The sequence below is a fragment of the Microbispora sp. NPDC046933 genome (assembly GCF_040644635.1).
In the GTDB taxonomy this organism is placed as follows: Bacteria; Actinomycetota; Actinomycetes; order Streptosporangiales; family Streptosporangiaceae; genus Microbispora.
Map to the genome: position 1 here is coordinate 79,250 of NZ_JBEYWW010000037.1, position 15,704 is coordinate 94,953.

At 70.7% G+C, this 15,704-nt stretch carries 17 protein-coding genes and 1 rRNA gene; 11 read left to right on the top strand and 7 right to left on the bottom strand.

Going from position 1 to position 15,704, the window contains the following annotated elements:
* Nucleotides 1-3: 3 nt before the first annotated feature.
* Nucleotides 4-1,362, top strand: a complete 1,359-nt coding sequence (aroA, locus tag ABZ857_RS36150) for a 3-phosphoshikimate 1-carboxyvinyltransferase (RefSeq protein WP_357052648.1) — start codon at nt 4-6, stop codon at nt 1,360-1,362.
* Nucleotides 1,363-1,402: 40 nt separating this feature from the next.
* Complete coding sequence (gene rsgA, locus ABZ857_RS36155) at nt 1,403-2,425, top strand: ribosome small subunit-dependent GTPase A (protein ID WP_357052695.1); 1,023 nt, start codon at nt 1,403-1,405, stop codon at nt 2,423-2,425.
* Between the two features lie 11 nt (nt 2,426-2,436).
* Here rsgA and ABZ857_RS36160 read toward each other — a convergent pair whose 3' ends face one another.
* Nucleotides 2,437-3,075: a LysE family translocator gene (locus ABZ857_RS36160; RefSeq protein ID WP_357052651.1), complete on the bottom strand. Its 639-nt coding sequence runs from the start codon at nt 3,073-3,075 to the stop codon at nt 2,437-2,439.
* Between the two features lie 150 nt (nt 3,076-3,225).
* Between ABZ857_RS36160 and ABZ857_RS36165 the strand changes: the two genes are divergently transcribed.
* Nucleotides 3,226-4,563, top strand: a complete 1,338-nt coding sequence (locus ABZ857_RS36165; RefSeq protein ID WP_357052654.1) for a PLP-dependent aminotransferase family protein — start codon at nt 3,226-3,228, stop codon at nt 4,561-4,563.
* Nucleotides 4,564-4,593: 30 nt separating this feature from the next.
* Here the strand turns inward: ABZ857_RS36165 and ABZ857_RS36170 are convergent, their stop codons facing one another.
* The gene (locus tag ABZ857_RS36170; RefSeq protein ID WP_357052657.1) at nt 4,594-5,037 is read right to left on the bottom strand and encodes a DUF4442 domain-containing protein; all 444 of its coding nucleotides are present in this window, start codon (nt 5,035-5,037) and stop codon (nt 4,594-4,596) included.
* Between the two features lie 81 nt (nt 5,038-5,118).
* Here ABZ857_RS36170 and hisN point away from each other — a divergent pair, with 81 nt between their 5' ends.
* Nucleotides 5,119-5,904, top strand: coding sequence for a histidinol-phosphatase (gene hisN, locus ABZ857_RS36175; protein WP_357052660.1), 786 nt, complete (start codon nt 5,119-5,121; stop codon nt 5,902-5,904).
* Nucleotides 5,905-5,908: 4 nt separating this feature from the next.
* Here hisN and ABZ857_RS36180 read toward each other — a convergent pair whose 3' ends face one another.
* Together ABZ857_RS36180 and ABZ857_RS36185 are read right to left on the bottom strand one after the other, a co-directional pair.
* On the bottom strand, nt 5,909-6,715 hold the full coding sequence (locus ABZ857_RS36180; RefSeq protein WP_357052663.1) for a fructosamine kinase family protein: 807 nt from the start codon (nt 6,713-6,715) through the stop codon (nt 5,909-5,911).
* Nucleotides 6,702-7,154, bottom strand: coding sequence for a low molecular weight protein-tyrosine-phosphatase (locus tag ABZ857_RS36185; RefSeq protein WP_357052666.1), 453 nt, complete (start codon nt 7,152-7,154; stop codon nt 6,702-6,704). Before ABZ857_RS36185 ends, ABZ857_RS36180 begins: the two co-directional genes overlap by 14 nt.
* Nucleotides 7,155-7,316: 162 nt before the next feature.
* On the opposite strand from ABZ857_RS36185, the gene pstS reads away from it, so the two are divergent.
* From pstS to ABZ857_RS36210, 5 genes are read left to right on the top strand one after another with little or no spacing between them, the layout of a single operon-like run.
* Complete coding sequence (gene pstS / locus ABZ857_RS36190; protein ID WP_357052669.1) at nt 7,317-8,426, top strand: phosphate ABC transporter substrate-binding protein PstS; 1,110 nt, start codon at nt 7,317-7,319, stop codon at nt 8,424-8,426.
* Between the two features lie 3 nt (nt 8,427-8,429).
* A complete protein-coding gene (gene pstC / locus ABZ857_RS36195; protein WP_357052672.1) occupies nt 8,430-9,410 on the top strand; it encodes a phosphate ABC transporter permease subunit PstC in 981 nt (326 codons plus the stop codon).
* Nucleotides 9,407-10,291, top strand: a complete 885-nt coding sequence (gene pstA / locus ABZ857_RS36200) for a phosphate ABC transporter permease PstA (RefSeq protein WP_357052675.1) — start codon at nt 9,407-9,409, stop codon at nt 10,289-10,291. Before pstC ends, pstA begins: the two co-directional genes overlap by 4 nt.
* 4 nt (nt 10,292-10,295) lie before the next feature.
* Nucleotides 10,296-11,072, top strand: coding sequence for a phosphate ABC transporter ATP-binding protein PstB (gene pstB, locus ABZ857_RS36205; RefSeq protein ID WP_357052678.1), 777 nt, complete (start codon nt 10,296-10,298; stop codon nt 11,070-11,072).
* A 55-nt stretch (nt 11,073-11,127) separates the two neighbouring features.
* Nucleotides 11,128-11,832, top strand: a complete 705-nt coding sequence (locus tag ABZ857_RS36210; protein ID WP_357052681.1) for a response regulator transcription factor — start codon at nt 11,128-11,130, stop codon at nt 11,830-11,832.
* A gap of 28 nt (nt 11,833-11,860) precedes the next feature.
* On the opposite strand, the gene ABZ857_RS36215 is transcribed toward ABZ857_RS36210, so the two are convergent.
* On the bottom strand, nt 11,861-12,718 hold the full coding sequence (locus ABZ857_RS36215; RefSeq protein ID WP_357052684.1) for an aminoglycoside phosphotransferase family protein: 858 nt from the start codon (nt 12,716-12,718) through the stop codon (nt 11,861-11,863).
* Nucleotides 12,719-12,798: 80 nt separating this feature from the next.
* Here ABZ857_RS36215 and ABZ857_RS36220 point away from each other — a divergent pair, with 80 nt between their 5' ends.
* A complete protein-coding gene (locus tag ABZ857_RS36220; protein ID WP_357052687.1) occupies nt 12,799-13,635 on the top strand; it encodes an alpha/beta hydrolase in 837 nt (278 codons plus the stop codon).
* A 171-nt stretch (nt 13,636-13,806) separates the two neighbouring features.
* Here ABZ857_RS36220 and ABZ857_RS36225 read toward each other — a convergent pair whose 3' ends face one another.
* The gene (locus ABZ857_RS36225) at nt 13,807-14,415 is read right to left on the bottom strand and encodes a hypothetical protein (RefSeq protein ID WP_357052689.1); all 609 of its coding nucleotides are present in this window, start codon (nt 14,413-14,415) and stop codon (nt 13,807-13,809) included.
* Between the two features lie 188 nt (nt 14,416-14,603).
* Here ABZ857_RS36225 and ABZ857_RS36230 point away from each other — a divergent pair, with 188 nt between their 5' ends.
* Nucleotides 14,604-15,230, top strand: a complete 627-nt coding sequence (locus ABZ857_RS36230; RefSeq protein WP_357052692.1) for a hypothetical protein — start codon at nt 14,604-14,606, stop codon at nt 15,228-15,230.
* A gap of 386 nt (nt 15,231-15,616) precedes the next feature.
* On the opposite strand, the gene rrf is transcribed toward ABZ857_RS36230, so the two are convergent.
* Nucleotides 15,617-15,704, bottom strand: a 5S ribosomal RNA gene (rrf, locus tag ABZ857_RS36235); the annotation flags it as partial.

Sequence of the window (15,704 nt, forward strand, 5' to 3'; positions counted from 1 at the left end):
GGCATGGCCTCTCCGCAGTCCGCGTCCGGCGGCGCCGAGCCGCACACCCTCGATCGAAACGGCGCCGGCCGAAGCTCCGCCGCGCCGCTCTGGCCCGCCCCGGTGGCCGCCGAGCCGGTCCGTGCGACGGTCCGCCTGCCCGGCTCGAAGTCGGTGACCAACCGCGCGCTGCTGCTCGCCGCGCTGGCCGACGCCCCCGGCACCGTACGGCTCGCGCTGCGCAGCCGCGACGCCGACCTGATGGCGGCGGCGCTGCGCTCGCTCGGCGCCGAGATGACGCCCTCCAACGAGAGCGCCGACAGCGTGGACTGGTCGGTGACCCCCCATCCCGTACGCGGCGGGGTGTCGATCGACGTCGGCCTGGCCGGGACCGTGATGCGGTTCGTGCCCCCGGTCGCCGCGCTGGCCGACGGACCGGTCTTCTTCGACGGCGACGCGCACGCGCGTAAGCGGCCGATGGGCCCGATCCTGGGCGCGCTGCGCGCGCTCGGCGCGTCCGTGGACAACGACGCGCTGCCGTTCACGATCCGCGGGCCGATCCCGGGCGGCGAGGTCGTGCTCGACGCCTCGGTCTCCTCGCAGATGGTCTCCGGCCTGCTGCTGGCCGCCGCGCGCTTCGAGAAGGGCGTGACGGTGCGGCACAGCGGCCCGCCCGTCCCCTCGATGCCGCACATCGAGATGACCGTGCACATGCTGCGCCAGGCGGGGGTCGAGGTGGACGACTCCGAGCGCGACCTGTGGCGGGTGCAGCCCGGCCCGATCCTGGCCAGGGACGTCACGGTCGAGCCCGACCTGTCCAACGCCGCTCCCTTCCTGGCGGCGGCCCTGGTCACCGGGGGCTCCGTCGTCGTGCCCGACTGGCCGGAGGAGACGACGCAGGGCGGCGACGCGCTTCGCGGGCTGCTCGGCGAGATGGGCGCGCGGGTCGAGCGGGTGCCTGAGGGCCTGCGGGTGACCGGCGAAGGCCGCCTGCGTGGCGTCGACGCCGACCTGCACGACGTCAGCGAGCTCACCCCCACGATCGCCGCGCTGGCCGCGCTGGCCGACGGGCCGACCCGCATCCGGGGCGTGGCGCACATCCGGGGGCACGAGACCGACCGGATCACCGCCCTCGCCACGGAGATCAACCGGCTGGGCGGCGACGCCAGGGAGACCGACGACGGCCTGGAAATCCACCCCCGGCCGCTGACCGGCGGCGTCTTCCACTCGTACGCCGACCACCGCATGGCCACGGCGGGCGCGGTCATCGGCCTGGTCGTGCCGGGCGTCCAGGTCGAGGACATCGCGACGACCGGCAAGACGCTGCCCGAGTTCCCGCGCATGTGGGCCGCCATGCTGGGCAGCGAGGGACACCGGGCATGAGCCGGCGATCGGGGCGCGGGCAGTCCGAAGGGCAGGGGCACTGAGAAAACGGCATTACGACGAGGACGACGTCAGGGTCAGGCCGGGCAAGGGCTCACGGCCGCGGACCCGGATCCGTCCTGCCCACAGTGAGGCCGTCGAGGGCTTCGTGGTGGCCGTCGACCGCGGGCGTTACACCTGCCTGGTCGGCGACGGGGTTCCTCAGCGCAGGAGGAAGCGGCAGGACGAGCGGACGCTCGTCGTGGCGATGAAGGCCCGCGAGCTCGGCCGCAAGGGCATCGTCGTGGGCGACCGCGTGGCTCTGGTGGGCGACGTGACCGGGCAGCCCGACACGCTGGCGCGCATCGTCCGTGTGGAGGAGCGCACCTCGATGCTGCGCCGCAGCGCCGACGACGTCGACGACATCGAGCGCCCCATCGTCGCCAACGCCGACCAGTTGGTCATCGTCACCGCGCTCGCCGATCCCCCGCCGCGGCCCCGGATGATCGACCGCATGCTCGTCGCGGCCTACGACGCCGACATCGAGCCGCTGCTGTGCCTCACCAAGGCCGACCTGGCCCCCGCCGACGATCTCGTGGCGCTGTACGAACCCCTCGGCGTGCCGTACGTGGTCGTCCGCAAGGGCGGCCCGGTCGACGACCTGGGCGAGGCGCTCGCGGACCGGATCAGCGTGCTGGTCGGCCATTCCGGGGTCGGCAAGTCGACCCTGGTCAACGCGCTGGTGCCGCACGCCCGCCGGGCCGTGTCCCACGTGAACGCCGTCACCGGCCGAGGCAGGCACACGTCGACCTCCGCCGTCGCCCTGGAACTGCCGGAAGGCGGCTGGATCATCGACACCCCCGGCGTGCGCAGCTTCGGGCTCGCCCACATCTCGGTGGAGACCGTGCTCGCCGCCTTCCCCGACCTGGTGGACGCCACGGCCGACTGCCCCAAGGGCTGCACCCACCTCGGCGACGACTGCGCCCTCGACCGCTACGTCGCGGAGGGGCACGCGGATCCCGCGCGCCTGGAGTCCCTGCGGCGGCTGCTCGCCAGCCGCGAGGGCTCCCCCGAAGAAGACTAGGCCGACGAGGACTAGAGCGACGCGCTCCGGGTGAAGGCGAGCATTACGGCGAGCGCTCCGAGCATGCTCCCCATGACGATCCGCTGGGCTCGCAACCACGCCGGCCGGTGCACCAGGAAACCCGCGACACTACCGGCGGCGAGCACGATCGACAGGTTCACCGTCACGGCCACCGCGATCTGGAAAAGGCCGAGAACGACGCCCTGAGCCAGCATGTTCCCCGCGCCGATATCGACGAACTGCGGAATGACGGAGACATACAGAATGGCGATCTTCGGATTGAGCAGGTTCGTCATCAGGCCCATGGCGAAAAGCCGGCGTGGCGGGTCGTGCGGCACGTCCCGCACGGCGAACACCGAAACACCGCCGGGCCCGATGGTCTTCCACGCGAGCCATATCAGATAACCCGCCCCGGCCAGCCGGATCGCGGTGAGAACCTGCGGAGCCGCGGCGAACAGCGCGGCCAGGCCGAGATTCGTCGCCGTCAGATAGACGAGGAATCCCGCGACGACTCCGCTCAACGAGATTATTCCGGCCCGGCGTCCCTGGCTGATGCTCCGCGACACGAGATACATCATGTTCGGCCCCGGAGAAAGCACCATTCCGAGCGCCACGGACACGACACCCAGCACCGCCTTCGGTTCGACCATGAGGCCGCCCTTTCTTCGCTGGTCACCAATGCCGGTCCGGACGGCTTCCTCAGGCTATTTCACCGGCCGCGAAGAATGCAATATCGGGTATTGCTCTCGGAGCAATTTTGTGTTTGGATGCGCTCGCCGCGACGAGGAGAGGAGGCGGCGGTGGAGAGCTACCGGGAGCTGGCCGACGAGGTGGCCGCGGACATCGCGGCCGGACGGCTCAGGCCGGGAGACCGGCTGCCTCCGCAGCGCGACTTCGCCCGGCGGCGCGGCATCGCCGGCTCCACGGCGGCGCGCGTCTACGCGGAGCTGACCCGCCGCGGCCTGACGGTCGGCGAGGTCGGCCGCGGCACCTTCGTGCGCGCCTCGGCCCGGCGTCCCGGGATCGCCCTGGCCGAGCCCAGCGGCACCAGGATCGACCTGGAGCTCAACTACCCCGTCATTCCCGATCAGGCCCGTCTGCTCGGGGACGGCATCAGGCGGCTGCTGCGCCCCGACGTGCTGGAGGCGTCCATGCGGCCGGTGGGCGCGGCGGGCACTCCCCTCTCCCGCGAGGTCGTCGCGAACCTGCTCGCCCGTTCCGGCTGGCGTCCGGACCCGGCCCGGCTGCTCTTCGCCGGCAACGGACGCCAGGCGATCGCGGCCGTCATCGCCGCGCTGGTCCCGCCGGGTGCGCGGCTGGGCGTCGAGGAGCTCACCTACCCCGTCGTGAAGACGATCGCCACCCGGCTCGGGGTCACGCTCGTGCCCCTGCCGGTCGACGAGGCGGGCCTGGTGCCCGAGGCGGTGGAGGCCGCCGCCCGCAAGGCCCCGCTGAAAGCGGTCTACCTCCAGCCGACGCTGCACAACCCGTTGTCGGTCAGCATGCCGGTCGAGCGCCGCGCCGAGCTCGCGGCCGTGCTCGCACGGCTGGACGTGCCCGCGATCGAGGACGGCATCTGGTCGTTCCTCCGCGACGAGCTGCTGCCGCTCGCCGCCGTGGCGCCCGAGCGCACGATCCTCGTCGACAGCCTCTCCAAGCGGCTCGCGCCGGGGCTGACCGCCGGGTTCGCGGTCGTACCCGAGGCCGCGGTCCCCGGCGTGACCGCGGCACTGCACTCGGGAGGCTCGGCGCCGCCGAGCTTCGCGCTGGAGGCGGCGGCCCGGCTGGCCGGCGACGGCGTCGTGGAATCGCTGAGCCTCGGCAAGCGGCGGGACGCCGAGGCCCGGCAGGAGATCGCGACGCGCCACCTGGGCGGCTTCGCCGTCCGCGCCGACCCGCGGTCCTACTACTGCTGGTGGGAGCTGCCGCCCCCGTGGCGGGCCGACACGTTCGTCGCCGCCGCCGCGCGGCACGGCATCGCCGTCACCCCGGCGGCGGCCTTCGCCGTCGGCGACAACCGCACGCCCAACGCCGTCCGCCTCGGCCTGGCCTCGCCCCCGGCCGAGACGCTGGCACGCGCCCTCGCCACCCTCGCAGGGCTCGCCCGCTCCTCACCGGACGACCTGCTGGCCGACTGAGCGGTCAGGCATTGCGGTCAGGCATTGCGGTCAGGCCTCGCGGTTGGGGCGCAGGGTCCAGGAGACGGTCATCTCCGAGACCACGACGCCGTCGGCGTTGCGGATCTCGACGGCGACCTCGAACTCGGGCCGCTCCCCCGCGTCCAGCCGGGCGACGACCGCCTGCCGTTCGGCCCGGAGAGTGGCGGCGGCCGTGACCTCGCCCATGGCGAGCTTGAGGTAGCGAATCTCCGCCTCGGTGGCCAGCGGCACGGCCCGGGACAGCTGGTCGCCGAAGGCCGACAGCATGGCCGCGCCCGAGGCGGTCTCGGCCAGCGTGAACAGGGCGCCCGCGTGCGGCCCGCCCACATGGTTGTGCAGGTCTCCCCGGTCGGCCAGGCGGGCGACCGCCGTACCGGTGCCGACCGAGTCGAACGTGATGCCGAGCAGCCGCGCGAACGGGACGCTGTCGAGCATGAAGGCGCCGATGTCCATGGCCGGGATGTTACCGGCTGGTACGGTTTGGAGCGATCCTTCCTCTGCTGTGAGCAGGTCGCGGCACGATACGTTGGGGCCGTGACGGAGTACCGCGACGACCTTCATCTCGCGCATCTGCTGGCGGACGCCGCCGACGACATCACGATGCGCCGTTTCAAGGCCGTGGACCTCAAGGTCGACACCAAGCCCGACCTCACCCCGGTCAGCGACGCCGACCGGGCCGTGGAGGAGGCGATCCGCGGCACGCTGCGCCGTGCCCGGCCCCGCGACGCCGTCGTGGGCGAGGAGTTCGGCATGACCGGGCACGGCATGCGCTCCTGGATCGTCGACCCGATCGACGGCACCAAGAACTACGTACGCGGAGTCCCCGTGTGGGCCACGCTGATCGCGCTGCTGGAGCACGGCAAGGTCGTCGTGGGCGTGGTCTCGGCCCCGGCGCTCGGCCGCCGCTGGTGGGCCGCCAAGGAGAGCGGCGCGTGGACCGGGCGCAGCCTGAGCAAGGCCACGCGCTGCGAGGTGTCCTCGGTGGGCCGCCTTGACGACGCCTCCTTCTCCTTCTCCGACCTGGAGGAATGGGAGAAGGCCGGGCGGCTCGACCCCTTCCTCGACCTCACCAGAGAGTGCTGGCGCACCCGCGGCTACGGCGACTTCTGGTCGCACATGATGGTCGCCGAGGGCGCGGTGGACATCTCCGCAGAGCCCGAGCTGTCTCCCTGGGACATGGCCGCGCTCACGATTATCGTCGAGGAGGCCGGCGGCTCCTGCACCTCGCTCGACGGCACCCCGCCGCTCGACGGCGGCAACCTCGTCTGCACCAACGGCCTGCTCCACGACGAGGTCCTCAAGCGCCTGTCCCCCCGCTGAGCCCCTACATCGCCAGCACGTCGCCCGCGGCGGTGAGGAGGCTGCCGCGGTACGCGTCGCCGAACAGGCAGACGTGGACGGCCAGCGGGTGGAGCTGGTGCAGGGGCACGCGCTCGCGCCAGCCGTCCGCGAGGGGCGCCGCCTCGCGGTAGGCGGCGAGGATCGTGTTGAGGTGCGGCGCCCCGAACAGCGCCAGCATCGCGAGGTCGGTCTCCCTGTGGCCGCCGTGGGCGGCCGGGTCGACCAGCACGACCCCGTCCGCCGACCACAGTAGGTTTCCGCTCCACAGGTCGCCGTGGATACGGCTCGGCGGCTCGGCCGGCCCGGCGACCTCCGCCACCCGGTCGCACGCCTCCTCGACCAGCTCCACATCGGCGGCCGACAGCGCGCCGCGGTCGCGCGCGAGCTGTACGAACGGGAGCACGCGGCGGGACACGTAGAACGACGGCCAGTCCGGCGCGGGCTCGTTGCCCATCGGCAGCTCGGCGATGTAGCCGGGCCAGGGGGCGCCCAAACCCGGAGCCCCGGCGGCGTGCAGCGCCGCGAGCGCCCGGCCGAACCGCTCGGCGGCATCGGCCGTCGCGGGGGCGGTGTCGATCCACTCCAGCACCAGCGTGCCGCCGTCCGCGGCGATCACCTCGGGGACGGCGACCGCTCCCGGCTCGGCCAGCCAGCGCAGCCCCGCCGCCTCGCTGTCGAGAACGGCCGACGCGTCCGCGCTCTTCTTGACGAACACCCTGCGGCCGTCGTCGAGCACGCCCTCGTGCAACGTCCAGGCGTGTCCGCCGCCGAGGTCCCTAGTGATCCTCAAGGTACTTCGCCACCCCCTCGCAGGCGGCCTCGAGCAGCACCTCGACGAAGCCCTCGCGCCCACCGTAGTAGGGATCGGGCACCTCGGCGCCCTCGGGGGCCGCCGGGTCGAACGACCGCAGCAGCCGGACGTCGGCGTCCGGCGGCGCGATCCGCCGTACGGCGCGCAGGTTGTCCCGGTCCATTACGAGGACGAGGTCACGCTCGGCGAACCACGCCCGGTCGAACTGGCGGGCCCGGTGGGACGAGCCGTCGTAACCGTGGGCGGCCAGCGTGGCCAGGGCCCGCTCGTCCATCGGCTCCCCCACGTGCCAGCCGCCGGTGCCGGCGCTGTCCACCTCCACGTCGAGCCCTCGTTCGGCCAGCGTACGGCGCAGCACGACCTCGGCGATGGGCGAGCGGCAGATGTTCCCCATGCAGACCAGACATACACGCTTCATGAACTCAATCCTCTCCCATAACGCCCGTGACCTGCTCGTTATCTCTTCCGAGTCACACAAGAGCGACCGGGGGCGTTCACTACGCGTTCACCTTTACCAAGGTTTTAGGTCACCTTGGCTCCCTACCGTCCCTGATGTTGAGAGACAAGGGGAGGAACAACCGTGAAGTATGCAGGCCGGCTCGCAGCCGCCACTATCGTCGGCGTGCTCTCGCTCGCCGCATGCGGGACCGATGACAACACTGGCACCGCGGGGGGCACCTCCAGCGCCGCCGCTCCCGCGCAGGGCGACGACACCCTGAAGGGCACCATCAACGCCGCCGGCTCCTCGGCCCAGGCGAACGCCATCGCGGAGTGGAAGAAGAACTTCCAGTCGTCGAACCCCGGCGTCAGCATCAACTACAACCCGAGCGGCTCCGGCGCCGGCGTCCAGGCGTTCATCCAGGGCACGGTGGCCTTCGCCGGCTCCGACTCGGCCCTGAAGGAGGACAAGGGCGAGCCCGCCCAGGCCGACCAGCGCTGCAAGACCGGCAAGGCGATCAACCTGCCGATGGTGACCGGCCCGGTGGCCGTGGTCTACAACCTGCCGGGCGTGGACGGCCTCCAGCTCTCGCCGAAGACCATCGGCGGCATCTTCAACAGCAAGATCACCAAGTGGGACGACCCGGCCATCAAGGCGGACAACCCCGACGCCAAGCTGCCCTCGACCGCCATCCAGGCGTTCCACCGCTCGGACGAGTCGGGCACCAGCGACAACTTCACCAAGTTCCTGAAGGCCACCGCCGACTGGCCGTACGAGCCGGCCAAGGCGTGGCCGGCCGAGGCCCAGGGCCAGGGCGCCAAGGGCTCGGACGGCATCGCCTCCAGCATCAAGAGCACCGAGGGCGCGATCAGCTACGTCGAGCTGTCCTTCGCGGAGAACTCCCAGCTGCAGAAGGCCAAGGTCGCCAACGGCTCGGGCGAGTTCGTCGAGCTCACCCCGGAGAGCGCCGCCAAGACCGTCGAGGCCGCCCAGATCGAGGGCACCGGCAACGACCTCAAGCTGTCGATCGACTACGCCACCAAGGCCGCGGGCGCCTACCCGATCGTGCTGGTGACGTACGAGATCACCTGTGAGAAGGGCCTGGCGGCCGAGGACGCGAAGCTGGTCAAGTCCTTCCTGACCTACACCTCGAGCGACGAGGGCCAGCAGGCGCTGACCAGCCTCGGCTACGCCCCGCTGCCGTCGAGCCTGCTCACCAAGGTCCGCACCGCGGTCGAGGCGATCTCCTAACAGATGGCGACATCAACCAGAACCAGGGAGAGCGGACCGGCCCAGCGCCGGTCCGCCTTCCGGCGCAGCCGCGGCGACGGCCCGTTCCGCTTCGCCTCGACCGGGGCCGGGGTCGTCCTTCTGGCGATCATGGCCGCCATCGGGGTGTTCCTGGTCGTCAAGGCCGTCCCCGCCCTCCAGGCGAACACCTCCCACTTCCTGACCGAGCTGACCTGGCAGCCCAACGCCACCGAGCCGGTCTTCGGCATCGGGGCGCTCGCCTTCGGCACCGTGCTGAGCTCGCTGCTCGCGCTGGTCATCGCCACCCCGGTGGCGGTCGGCGTCGCGCTGTTCATCTCGCACTACGCGCCCCGGCGGCTCGCCTCGGTCCTGGGCTACGTGGTGGACCTCCTCGCGGCGGTCCCCAGCGTCGTCTACGGCCTGTGGGGCGTCGCCTTCCTCGTGCCGTTCATGCTCGGCCCGTCGAAGTTCCTCAACGACTACCTCGGCTGGATCCCGCTGTTCGGCGGTGACACCGTGGTCGGCAAGAGCATGCTCACCGCGTCGCTCGTGCTCGCGATCATGATCCTGCCGATCATCGCCGCGATCTCCCGTGAGGTCTTCCTGCAGGCCCCCAAGATGCAGGAAGAGGCCGCGCTCGCGCTCGGCGCGACGCGCTGGGAGATGATCAGGATGTCGGTCCTGCCGTTCGGCCGGCCCGGCGTCATCAGCGCCGCGATGCTCGGCCTCGGCCGTGCGATGGGCGAGACCATCGCGGTCGCGCTCATCTTCCCGGCGACGTTCAAGATCTCGTTCCAGATCCTCGGCCCGTACGGCAACAGCATCGCCGCCAACATCGCCAACGGCTTCGGCGAGGCGACCGAGGTGGGTCGCGGCGCGCTGATCGCCTCGGGTCTCGTCCTGTTCCTCATCACCCTGCTGGTGAACATGGCCGCCCGCTTCATCATCGCCCGCCGCAAGGAATACGCGAGGGCCGCAGCGTGACCGTACAGACCGGAATCCAGCCCATCTCCGCGGCCCGGCGGGCCAAGGACCGCCTCGTCCAGGTGCTCGTCTACCTGGCGTTCGCGCTCGCGGTCATCCCGCTGCTGTCGGTGCTGTGGCTCGTCGTCAAGAACGGCATCGGCCGCTTCGACATGGAGTTCCTGACTCACTCCATGCGCAACATCGGGGCGCGCGACGCGGGCGGCGGCGCCTACCACGCCATCATCGGCACGCTCGAACAGGTCCTGCTCGCCTCACTCATCGCGGTCCCGATCGGCCTGCTCACCGCGATCTACCTCGTCGAGTACGGCGAGGGCGGGCGGCTCTCCCGGATGATCAGCTTCTTCGTGGACGTCATGACCGGCGTCCCTTCCGTGGTTTCCGGCCTGTTCATCCTGGCCTTCTGGATCCTCGTGCTCGGCATGCCGTTCTCCGGTTTCGCCGGCGCGCTCGCCCTGTCGATCCTGATGATGCCGGTGGTGGTCAGGTCCGCCGAGGAGATGCTCCGCCTGGTCCCCCGGGAGCTGCGCGAGGCGTCGTACGCGCTGGGCGTGCCCAAGTGGCGCACCATCGTCAAGGTCGTGCTGCCCACGGCCTTCACCGGGATCGTGACCGGCGTCATGCTGGCCGTGGCCCGCGTCGCCGGCGAGACCGCGCCGCTGCTGCTCACGGTCTTCATCACCGACTCCATCAACAACGACCCGTTCAACGGGCCGCAGATGGGGCTTCCGCTGTACGTCTTCGATCAGGCCGGCCGTCCCACGGACACCGCGATCAACCGGGCCTGGACCGGCGCGCTCACGCTGATCCTGATCGTCATGCTGCTCAACCTGGTCGCACGCCTCATCACCTGGTGGCGTTCGCCCGCGAGGAGGAGGTAGGAACATGGCCAAGCAGATCGAGGTCTCGGACCTCGACGCCTACTACGGCTCGCACAAGGCGATCGAGGGCATCTCGATGATGATCGAGCCGCGGTCGGTGACGGCCTTCATCGGCCCCTCGGGCTGCGGGAAGTCCACGTTCCTGCGGACCCTCAACCGGATGCACGAGGTCATCCCCGGCGCCCGGGTCGAGGGCAAGGTCCGCCTCGAGGATCAGGACCTGTACGGCGCGGACGTGGACCCGGTGTCGGTCCGCCGCACGATCGGCATGGTGTTCCAGCGGCCGAACCCCTTCCCCACGATGTCCATCTTCGACAACGTGGCGGCCGGGCTGAAGCTGAACGGCCGCTTCTCCCGTTCCGAGCTGGACGGCATCGTCGAGGAGTCGCTCAAGGGCGCCAACCTCTGGAACGAGGTCAAGGACCGGCTGGGCAAGCCGGGCGCGGGCCTGTCCGGCGGTCAGCAGCAGCGCCTGTGCATCGCCCGCGCGATCGCCGTACGCCCGCAGGTGCTGCTCATGGACGAGCCCTGCTCGGCGCTCGACCCCATCTCGACGCTGGCCATCGAGGACCTGATCTCGCAGCTCAAGCAGGACTACACGATCGTCATCGTGACCCACAACATGCAGCAGGCGGCCCGGGTCAGCGACAAGACCGCGTTCTTCAACCTTGCCGCGCAGGGTCAGCCCGGCAAGCTGGTCGAGATGGACGAGACCTCGAAGATCTTCACCAATCCGGCGGAGAAGGCGACCGAGGACTACATCACGGGCCGCTTCGGCTGACGACCGCTTCTTTGGCTGACGACCGCATTCGGCTGACAGCATTGGAGGGACCTGGGTGACGGCACCCGCAGTGGAGGGGGACACTCGGACGGCGCCCATGCTCCTGGTGGCCGATCCGGACGCGGGTCTGGTGCGGCAGCTCTCGGCGGCCATGCAGGCCGAGGGCGTCGACGTGACCGGCGTACCGGACGGCGCCCAGGCACTGCTGCAGGCCGGGGCGCTCCGGCCCGACGCCGTGCTGATCTGCGCCTCCCTCCCGATCGTCGGCCCCGTCGACTTCGTCCGCGCCGTACGGCTCATGCGATCCGTGCCCGTCCTGCTCGGCATCGACTTCGGGAGCGACGCCGAGCAGGCCCTGCAGGCTCTGGAGGCGGGCGCGACGGCCTGCGTGGCCAGGCCGTACCGCGTGCCCGAGCTTCTCCCCCTCGTCCAGGCTGCCTTCCGCCGGCAGGACGGACACCGGACCGTGCTGACGATCGGCGACGTGGAGCTCGACGTGACGGCGTACCAGGTGAAGGTCGGCGGGCGCGTCGTGCACCTGCCGCTGCGCGAGTTCGAGCTGCTGCACTACCTGATGCGCAACGCGGACAGGACGGTCACCCGCGAGCAGATCATGCGCAACGTCTGGCACTCGACCGACGGGATGTCGACCAACACCATCGCCGTGCACGTCAAGCGCCTGCGCGCGCGGCTGGGCGACGTGGAGGACAGGATGATCCAGACCGTCCGGGGAGTGGGATACCGCCTGGTCAGCGGGTGACCGCTGTCGGGGGAAAGCGTGCGCTGTCTCAGGAGAAGGTGCGGCCGAGGTGCGCCAGACCGGCGTCCGCGTACGACCGGGCGCCCGAGCGCAGGCCGTACGCCACGTCCTCCAGCAGCGCGCACCGGGCGTAGAAGACCGCCCGCTCGTGGTCCGCGTCGTCGTGGCGGCCCTGATAGTGCGCCAGCGTCCGCTCGTAGACCTCGGGTCCGAGGTCACGGTAGACGAGCGCGAGGTCGTACGCGGGATCGGCGATGGCCGCGTCCGTCCAGTCGATGACCCCCGTCACGGCGCTCGCCTCGACGTCCACCAGTAGGTGCTCGCTGCCCAGGTCGTTGTGGCAGAACGTCAGCACGCCGGGCTCCGCGGGGGCCGCGGTGGAGAGAAAACCCTCGACCAGCCGCTGTGCGGCCGGCGGCAGGTGGGCCACGATGTCCCGGTAATACCCCTCGGCCTCCTCCAGGAGCTCACTCATGGAGTAGGTGTCACGCGGCACGAACGCCTCCATCCGCTCCACCGGCGCCCCGTGGACCCGGCTGAGAAAAGCGCCCAGGGGAGCCGCCAGGCGCGTGGGTTCCCTGACCGGATGAGTGTTCAGCGGGCGGCCGGGCAGCTTGCCGTACGCGAGGGCGCCCGCCTCCTCGTCCACGAAGATCGGCTGTGGCACCGGCAGCGGGGACAGCTCGCTGACGGCGGCGAGCAACGCCGCCTCCCGCCGCACCGCTTCGCCGCGGAGAGCCGAATCGGCGATCTTGCTCTGCCGTACGACCAGGTCACCGTTGACCTCGTACGCCGCGTTGTCCTGCCCCTCGCCCAGCCGTTCGACGGTGCTGACCACGTAGCCGGGCAGGTGGCGGGCCAGCAATCGGATAATCCGCTCGGTCACTCCCGTAACCCTAGCCATCTCGGGACGTGGCCGCGTCAACCGAGGTTGACATCCAAGGGGCGTCAACTTACGTTGACACCATGGACTGGGATGAGAAACCCGGCGACGGACGGATGCCGGTGATGGTCGATGCAGGCGATCATCTGCTGTGCGCGCAGGTCCGCGGCGAAGGCCCCACAGTGGTTCTCGAGTGCGGCGGTGCGGGTCAGGGCGTGGGCGGCGCCTGGGGAGAAGACCTGGAGGCGGCCCTGGCCGAGCGGGCCACTGTGGTGACCTACGATAGGGCCGGAGTCGGCCGGTCCACCGGCTCGCAGGCCCGCACCGTCACCGAGATGGCCGACGACCTGCACCGGCTTCTTCGCGGCCTGCACGTCGACCTGCACGTCGAACTTCCGGTGGTGCTGGTGGGCTGGTCCTATGGCGGGCTCGTCACCCAGCTGTACGCCGCCCGCCATCCCGATGACGTGGCGGGACTGGTCTTCGTCGACCCCACCGTCACCGGCACCCCGCCGGGTTCGGCGCTCGTGCGCGAACTGTCGTTCCTTCTCGCTTCGCGTCTGCTTCGTCTGCGTGCGCTGTTCGGCGGAAGGAACGCACAAGCGCTACGCGAACTGGCCGTCACCGTGGCCGGAATGCCGCACGCCATGCGCGAGGTCGCCGAGGCGCGTCAGGCGACGGGGTTGCCGCCCGTGCCCATCCGCGTGATCGCCGCGAGCCTGCGGCCGAGGATGCCCAAGGCGCATCTGGAGCATATGCACGCCGACTACCGCGCCCTGGCCGGCCAGTCGCCGTACGGACAGGTGGTGACGGCACAGCGATCCGGTCACCAGATCCCGTTCGAGCAGCCCGAGATCATCGTGCAGATGGTCGACGAAGTGCTGGGGCTGCTGCCGCCGTCACCCCGCGAGGTCTCGTGATGGGACCGCGTTCTGGGGGGTGATGGGACGTCACTGCGCCGGCCGGAAGGTCCGGTCCTCGCGAAGCCCGCTTCGCTGGGCCTTCGCTGCGGTCCTCCCTCCCGCCCGCTCCGCTCCTCCCTCACGCCCGCTCCGCTCCTCCCCGGCCGCTGCTCGCGCCCCCCGGTGCCGTCAGAAAGGGACCTTGACAGAGGTAGGGATGCTCCAGGGGCCGCAGTCGGAGCCGAAGGTGCCGCGGTCGCAACCCTGGACGATGAAGGAGGCCTTGAGGTATCCCCCGTGGCCATTGCTGGTGGAGCAGACATTCTCCCCATCTCCCCAGTAACAGGTGGGGTCCACCGAATAGACGCCGCTCCACGGGGTCAGCCTGCCGACCTTCACCTGGGTGGTCCGGCCGCCGGCGGGGCTCCAGCGGACCTGGAAGAAGTCCCAGTCGCGGCCGAGGCCGCTCCAGCGGAAGACGGCCTTGCCACCCGCGTAGTAAGCGCGGACCAGGGCGCCGTCGCCGAGGCCGGGGGACCACACGATCTTGCCGTTGCGGAACTCCTGGTAAGAGCCGCGCTTGTCGGCGTAGCCGTACTCCTTGGTGACCGGGCAGCCGTAGACGCTTCTCTCTCCGCCGTTGGAGCGCCACAGGTCGCCAATGAGGCTGCCGGGCGGTGCCACGCGGGACGGGTCGCAGGCCGCGGCGTTCGCGGGGGAGATGCTGACCGCGACGGTCGTGGCGACCGTTCCGAGAGCGGCGGCGACGGCGAGGAGGGCGCGGCTGGTGCGTGTCATCGGAGGGGGTCCTTCCTTGGGAGCGGGTGCCACCTTTGGCGTACGTCGGACCGCTTTCAGCGGGGTTACCGATGGTTGCAGGTCCCTTGCGCGAGCGTTTCCGGCGTCGGGCGGCTGACCCTCGCCGGCGTGAGCGCCAAGACCGCCGGCAGCTATGCATGCCCTCGGTAGGGTGAGACAGTTCGGGGGTGGCAATCGATCTCGAAGCGTGGACTCAGCGCCTGTTCGTCCTGCGGGACGACGGCGACTTCCTGGACGATCCCCTCGACACCGTGCTCTCGCTGACGGAATTCCTCACCGCTGCCGGTCGGGTGGCGGAGACGTACCCGACCCGGCAGATCGCCGATGGCCTGTGGTTCCTTGTAGGCGACTCCGGGCTGTTCCGCGAGCTGTACAACCCGTCCGTGCCCGAGGACCTGCGAGTGCGGTGCGCCGCCGCGATCAGGCCGTTGTACGCCCAGTTGTTCGAACCCCTGTGTCAGAACGTGTTGAGTCACGGCGAGAACGGCGACTCGGCGGAAAACCCCCTGAACACCATCTGCTACATGTGGTGGGACGTCTTTCCCACCTGGGGCACGCCGGGTGACCCCGTCGCGCGCAGGATCGACGAGGCACTGCTCGGGGTCATGCGTGACACGCTGTCCAGTGAGAACGTCGCCTGCGTCGAGAGCGCTCTGCACGGGCTGGGCCACTGGCACATCACCTACTCCGACGTGACCGAGAGCATCGTCGACGAGTTCCTGCGTCAGCGGGCCACAATCGGCGTATCCCTGCGCGACTACGCCCGCGCCGCCAGGCGCGGCAGGGTGCTGTAAACCGGCATCGAGCAAGGTGTCCCAGGTGTCGCTGCCGTCGTTTTCACCGGACCACTTCGCCTGGTGTGAGCCATCGAGTCTTGGGACCAGGGCGCCGACGGTGTGAACGCGAAGCCCGCTCCGCTGGGCCTTCGCTACGGTCCGCCCGCCCGTCCGCTCCGCTCCTTCCTCACACCCCGGGACGGACCACCAGGCCCCGGATACGCGAAAGCCCCGGCCGATCACGGCCGGGGCGACACCCCACCACCAACACCCACCCACACCCAAAAACAGAACCCCGGGGCCGGCCCGCACCCGCCAACCCGCGGGTGCGGGCACGAACGATAAACAACCCCGGAAATGCGGAAGGGCCACCCCGCCTGGGGTGGCCCTTCCATTAAAAGATTGTCCGGCGGTGTCCTACTCTCCCACACCGTCCCCGGTGCAGTACCATCGGCGCTGGCAGGCTTAACTTCCGGGTTCGGAATGTAACCG

What these genes read in the sequence shown, in the direction of transcription:
- aroA (WP_357052648.1), top strand. Translation starts at nt 4, where the DNA reads ATGGCCTCTCCGCAGTCCGCGTCCGGCGGCGCCGAGCCGCACACCCTC.
- ABZ857_RS36160 (WP_357052651.1), bottom strand. Translation starts at nt 3,075, where the DNA reads ATGGTCGAACCGAAGGCGGTGCTGGGTGTCGTGTCCGTGGCGCTCGGA.
- ABZ857_RS36170 (WP_357052657.1), bottom strand. Translation starts at nt 5,037, where the DNA reads ATGGACATCGGCGCCTTCATGCTCGACAGCGTCCCGTTCGCGCGGCTG.
- ABZ857_RS36185 (WP_357052666.1), bottom strand. Translation starts at nt 7,154, where the DNA reads ATGAAGCGTGTATGTCTGGTCTGCATGGGGAACATCTGCCGCTCGCCC.
- pstC (WP_357052672.1), top strand. Translation starts at nt 8,430, where the DNA reads ATGGCGACATCAACCAGAACCAGGGAGAGCGGACCGGCCCAGCGCCGG.
- pstB (WP_357052678.1), top strand. Translation starts at nt 10,296, where the DNA reads ATGGCCAAGCAGATCGAGGTCTCGGACCTCGACGCCTACTACGGCTCG.
- ABZ857_RS36220 (WP_357052687.1), top strand. Translation starts at nt 12,799, where the DNA reads ATGGACTGGGATGAGAAACCCGGCGACGGACGGATGCCGGTGATGGTC.
- ABZ857_RS36225 (WP_357052689.1), bottom strand. Translation starts at nt 14,415, where the DNA reads ATGACACGCACCAGCCGCGCCCTCCTCGCCGTCGCCGCCGCTCTCGGA.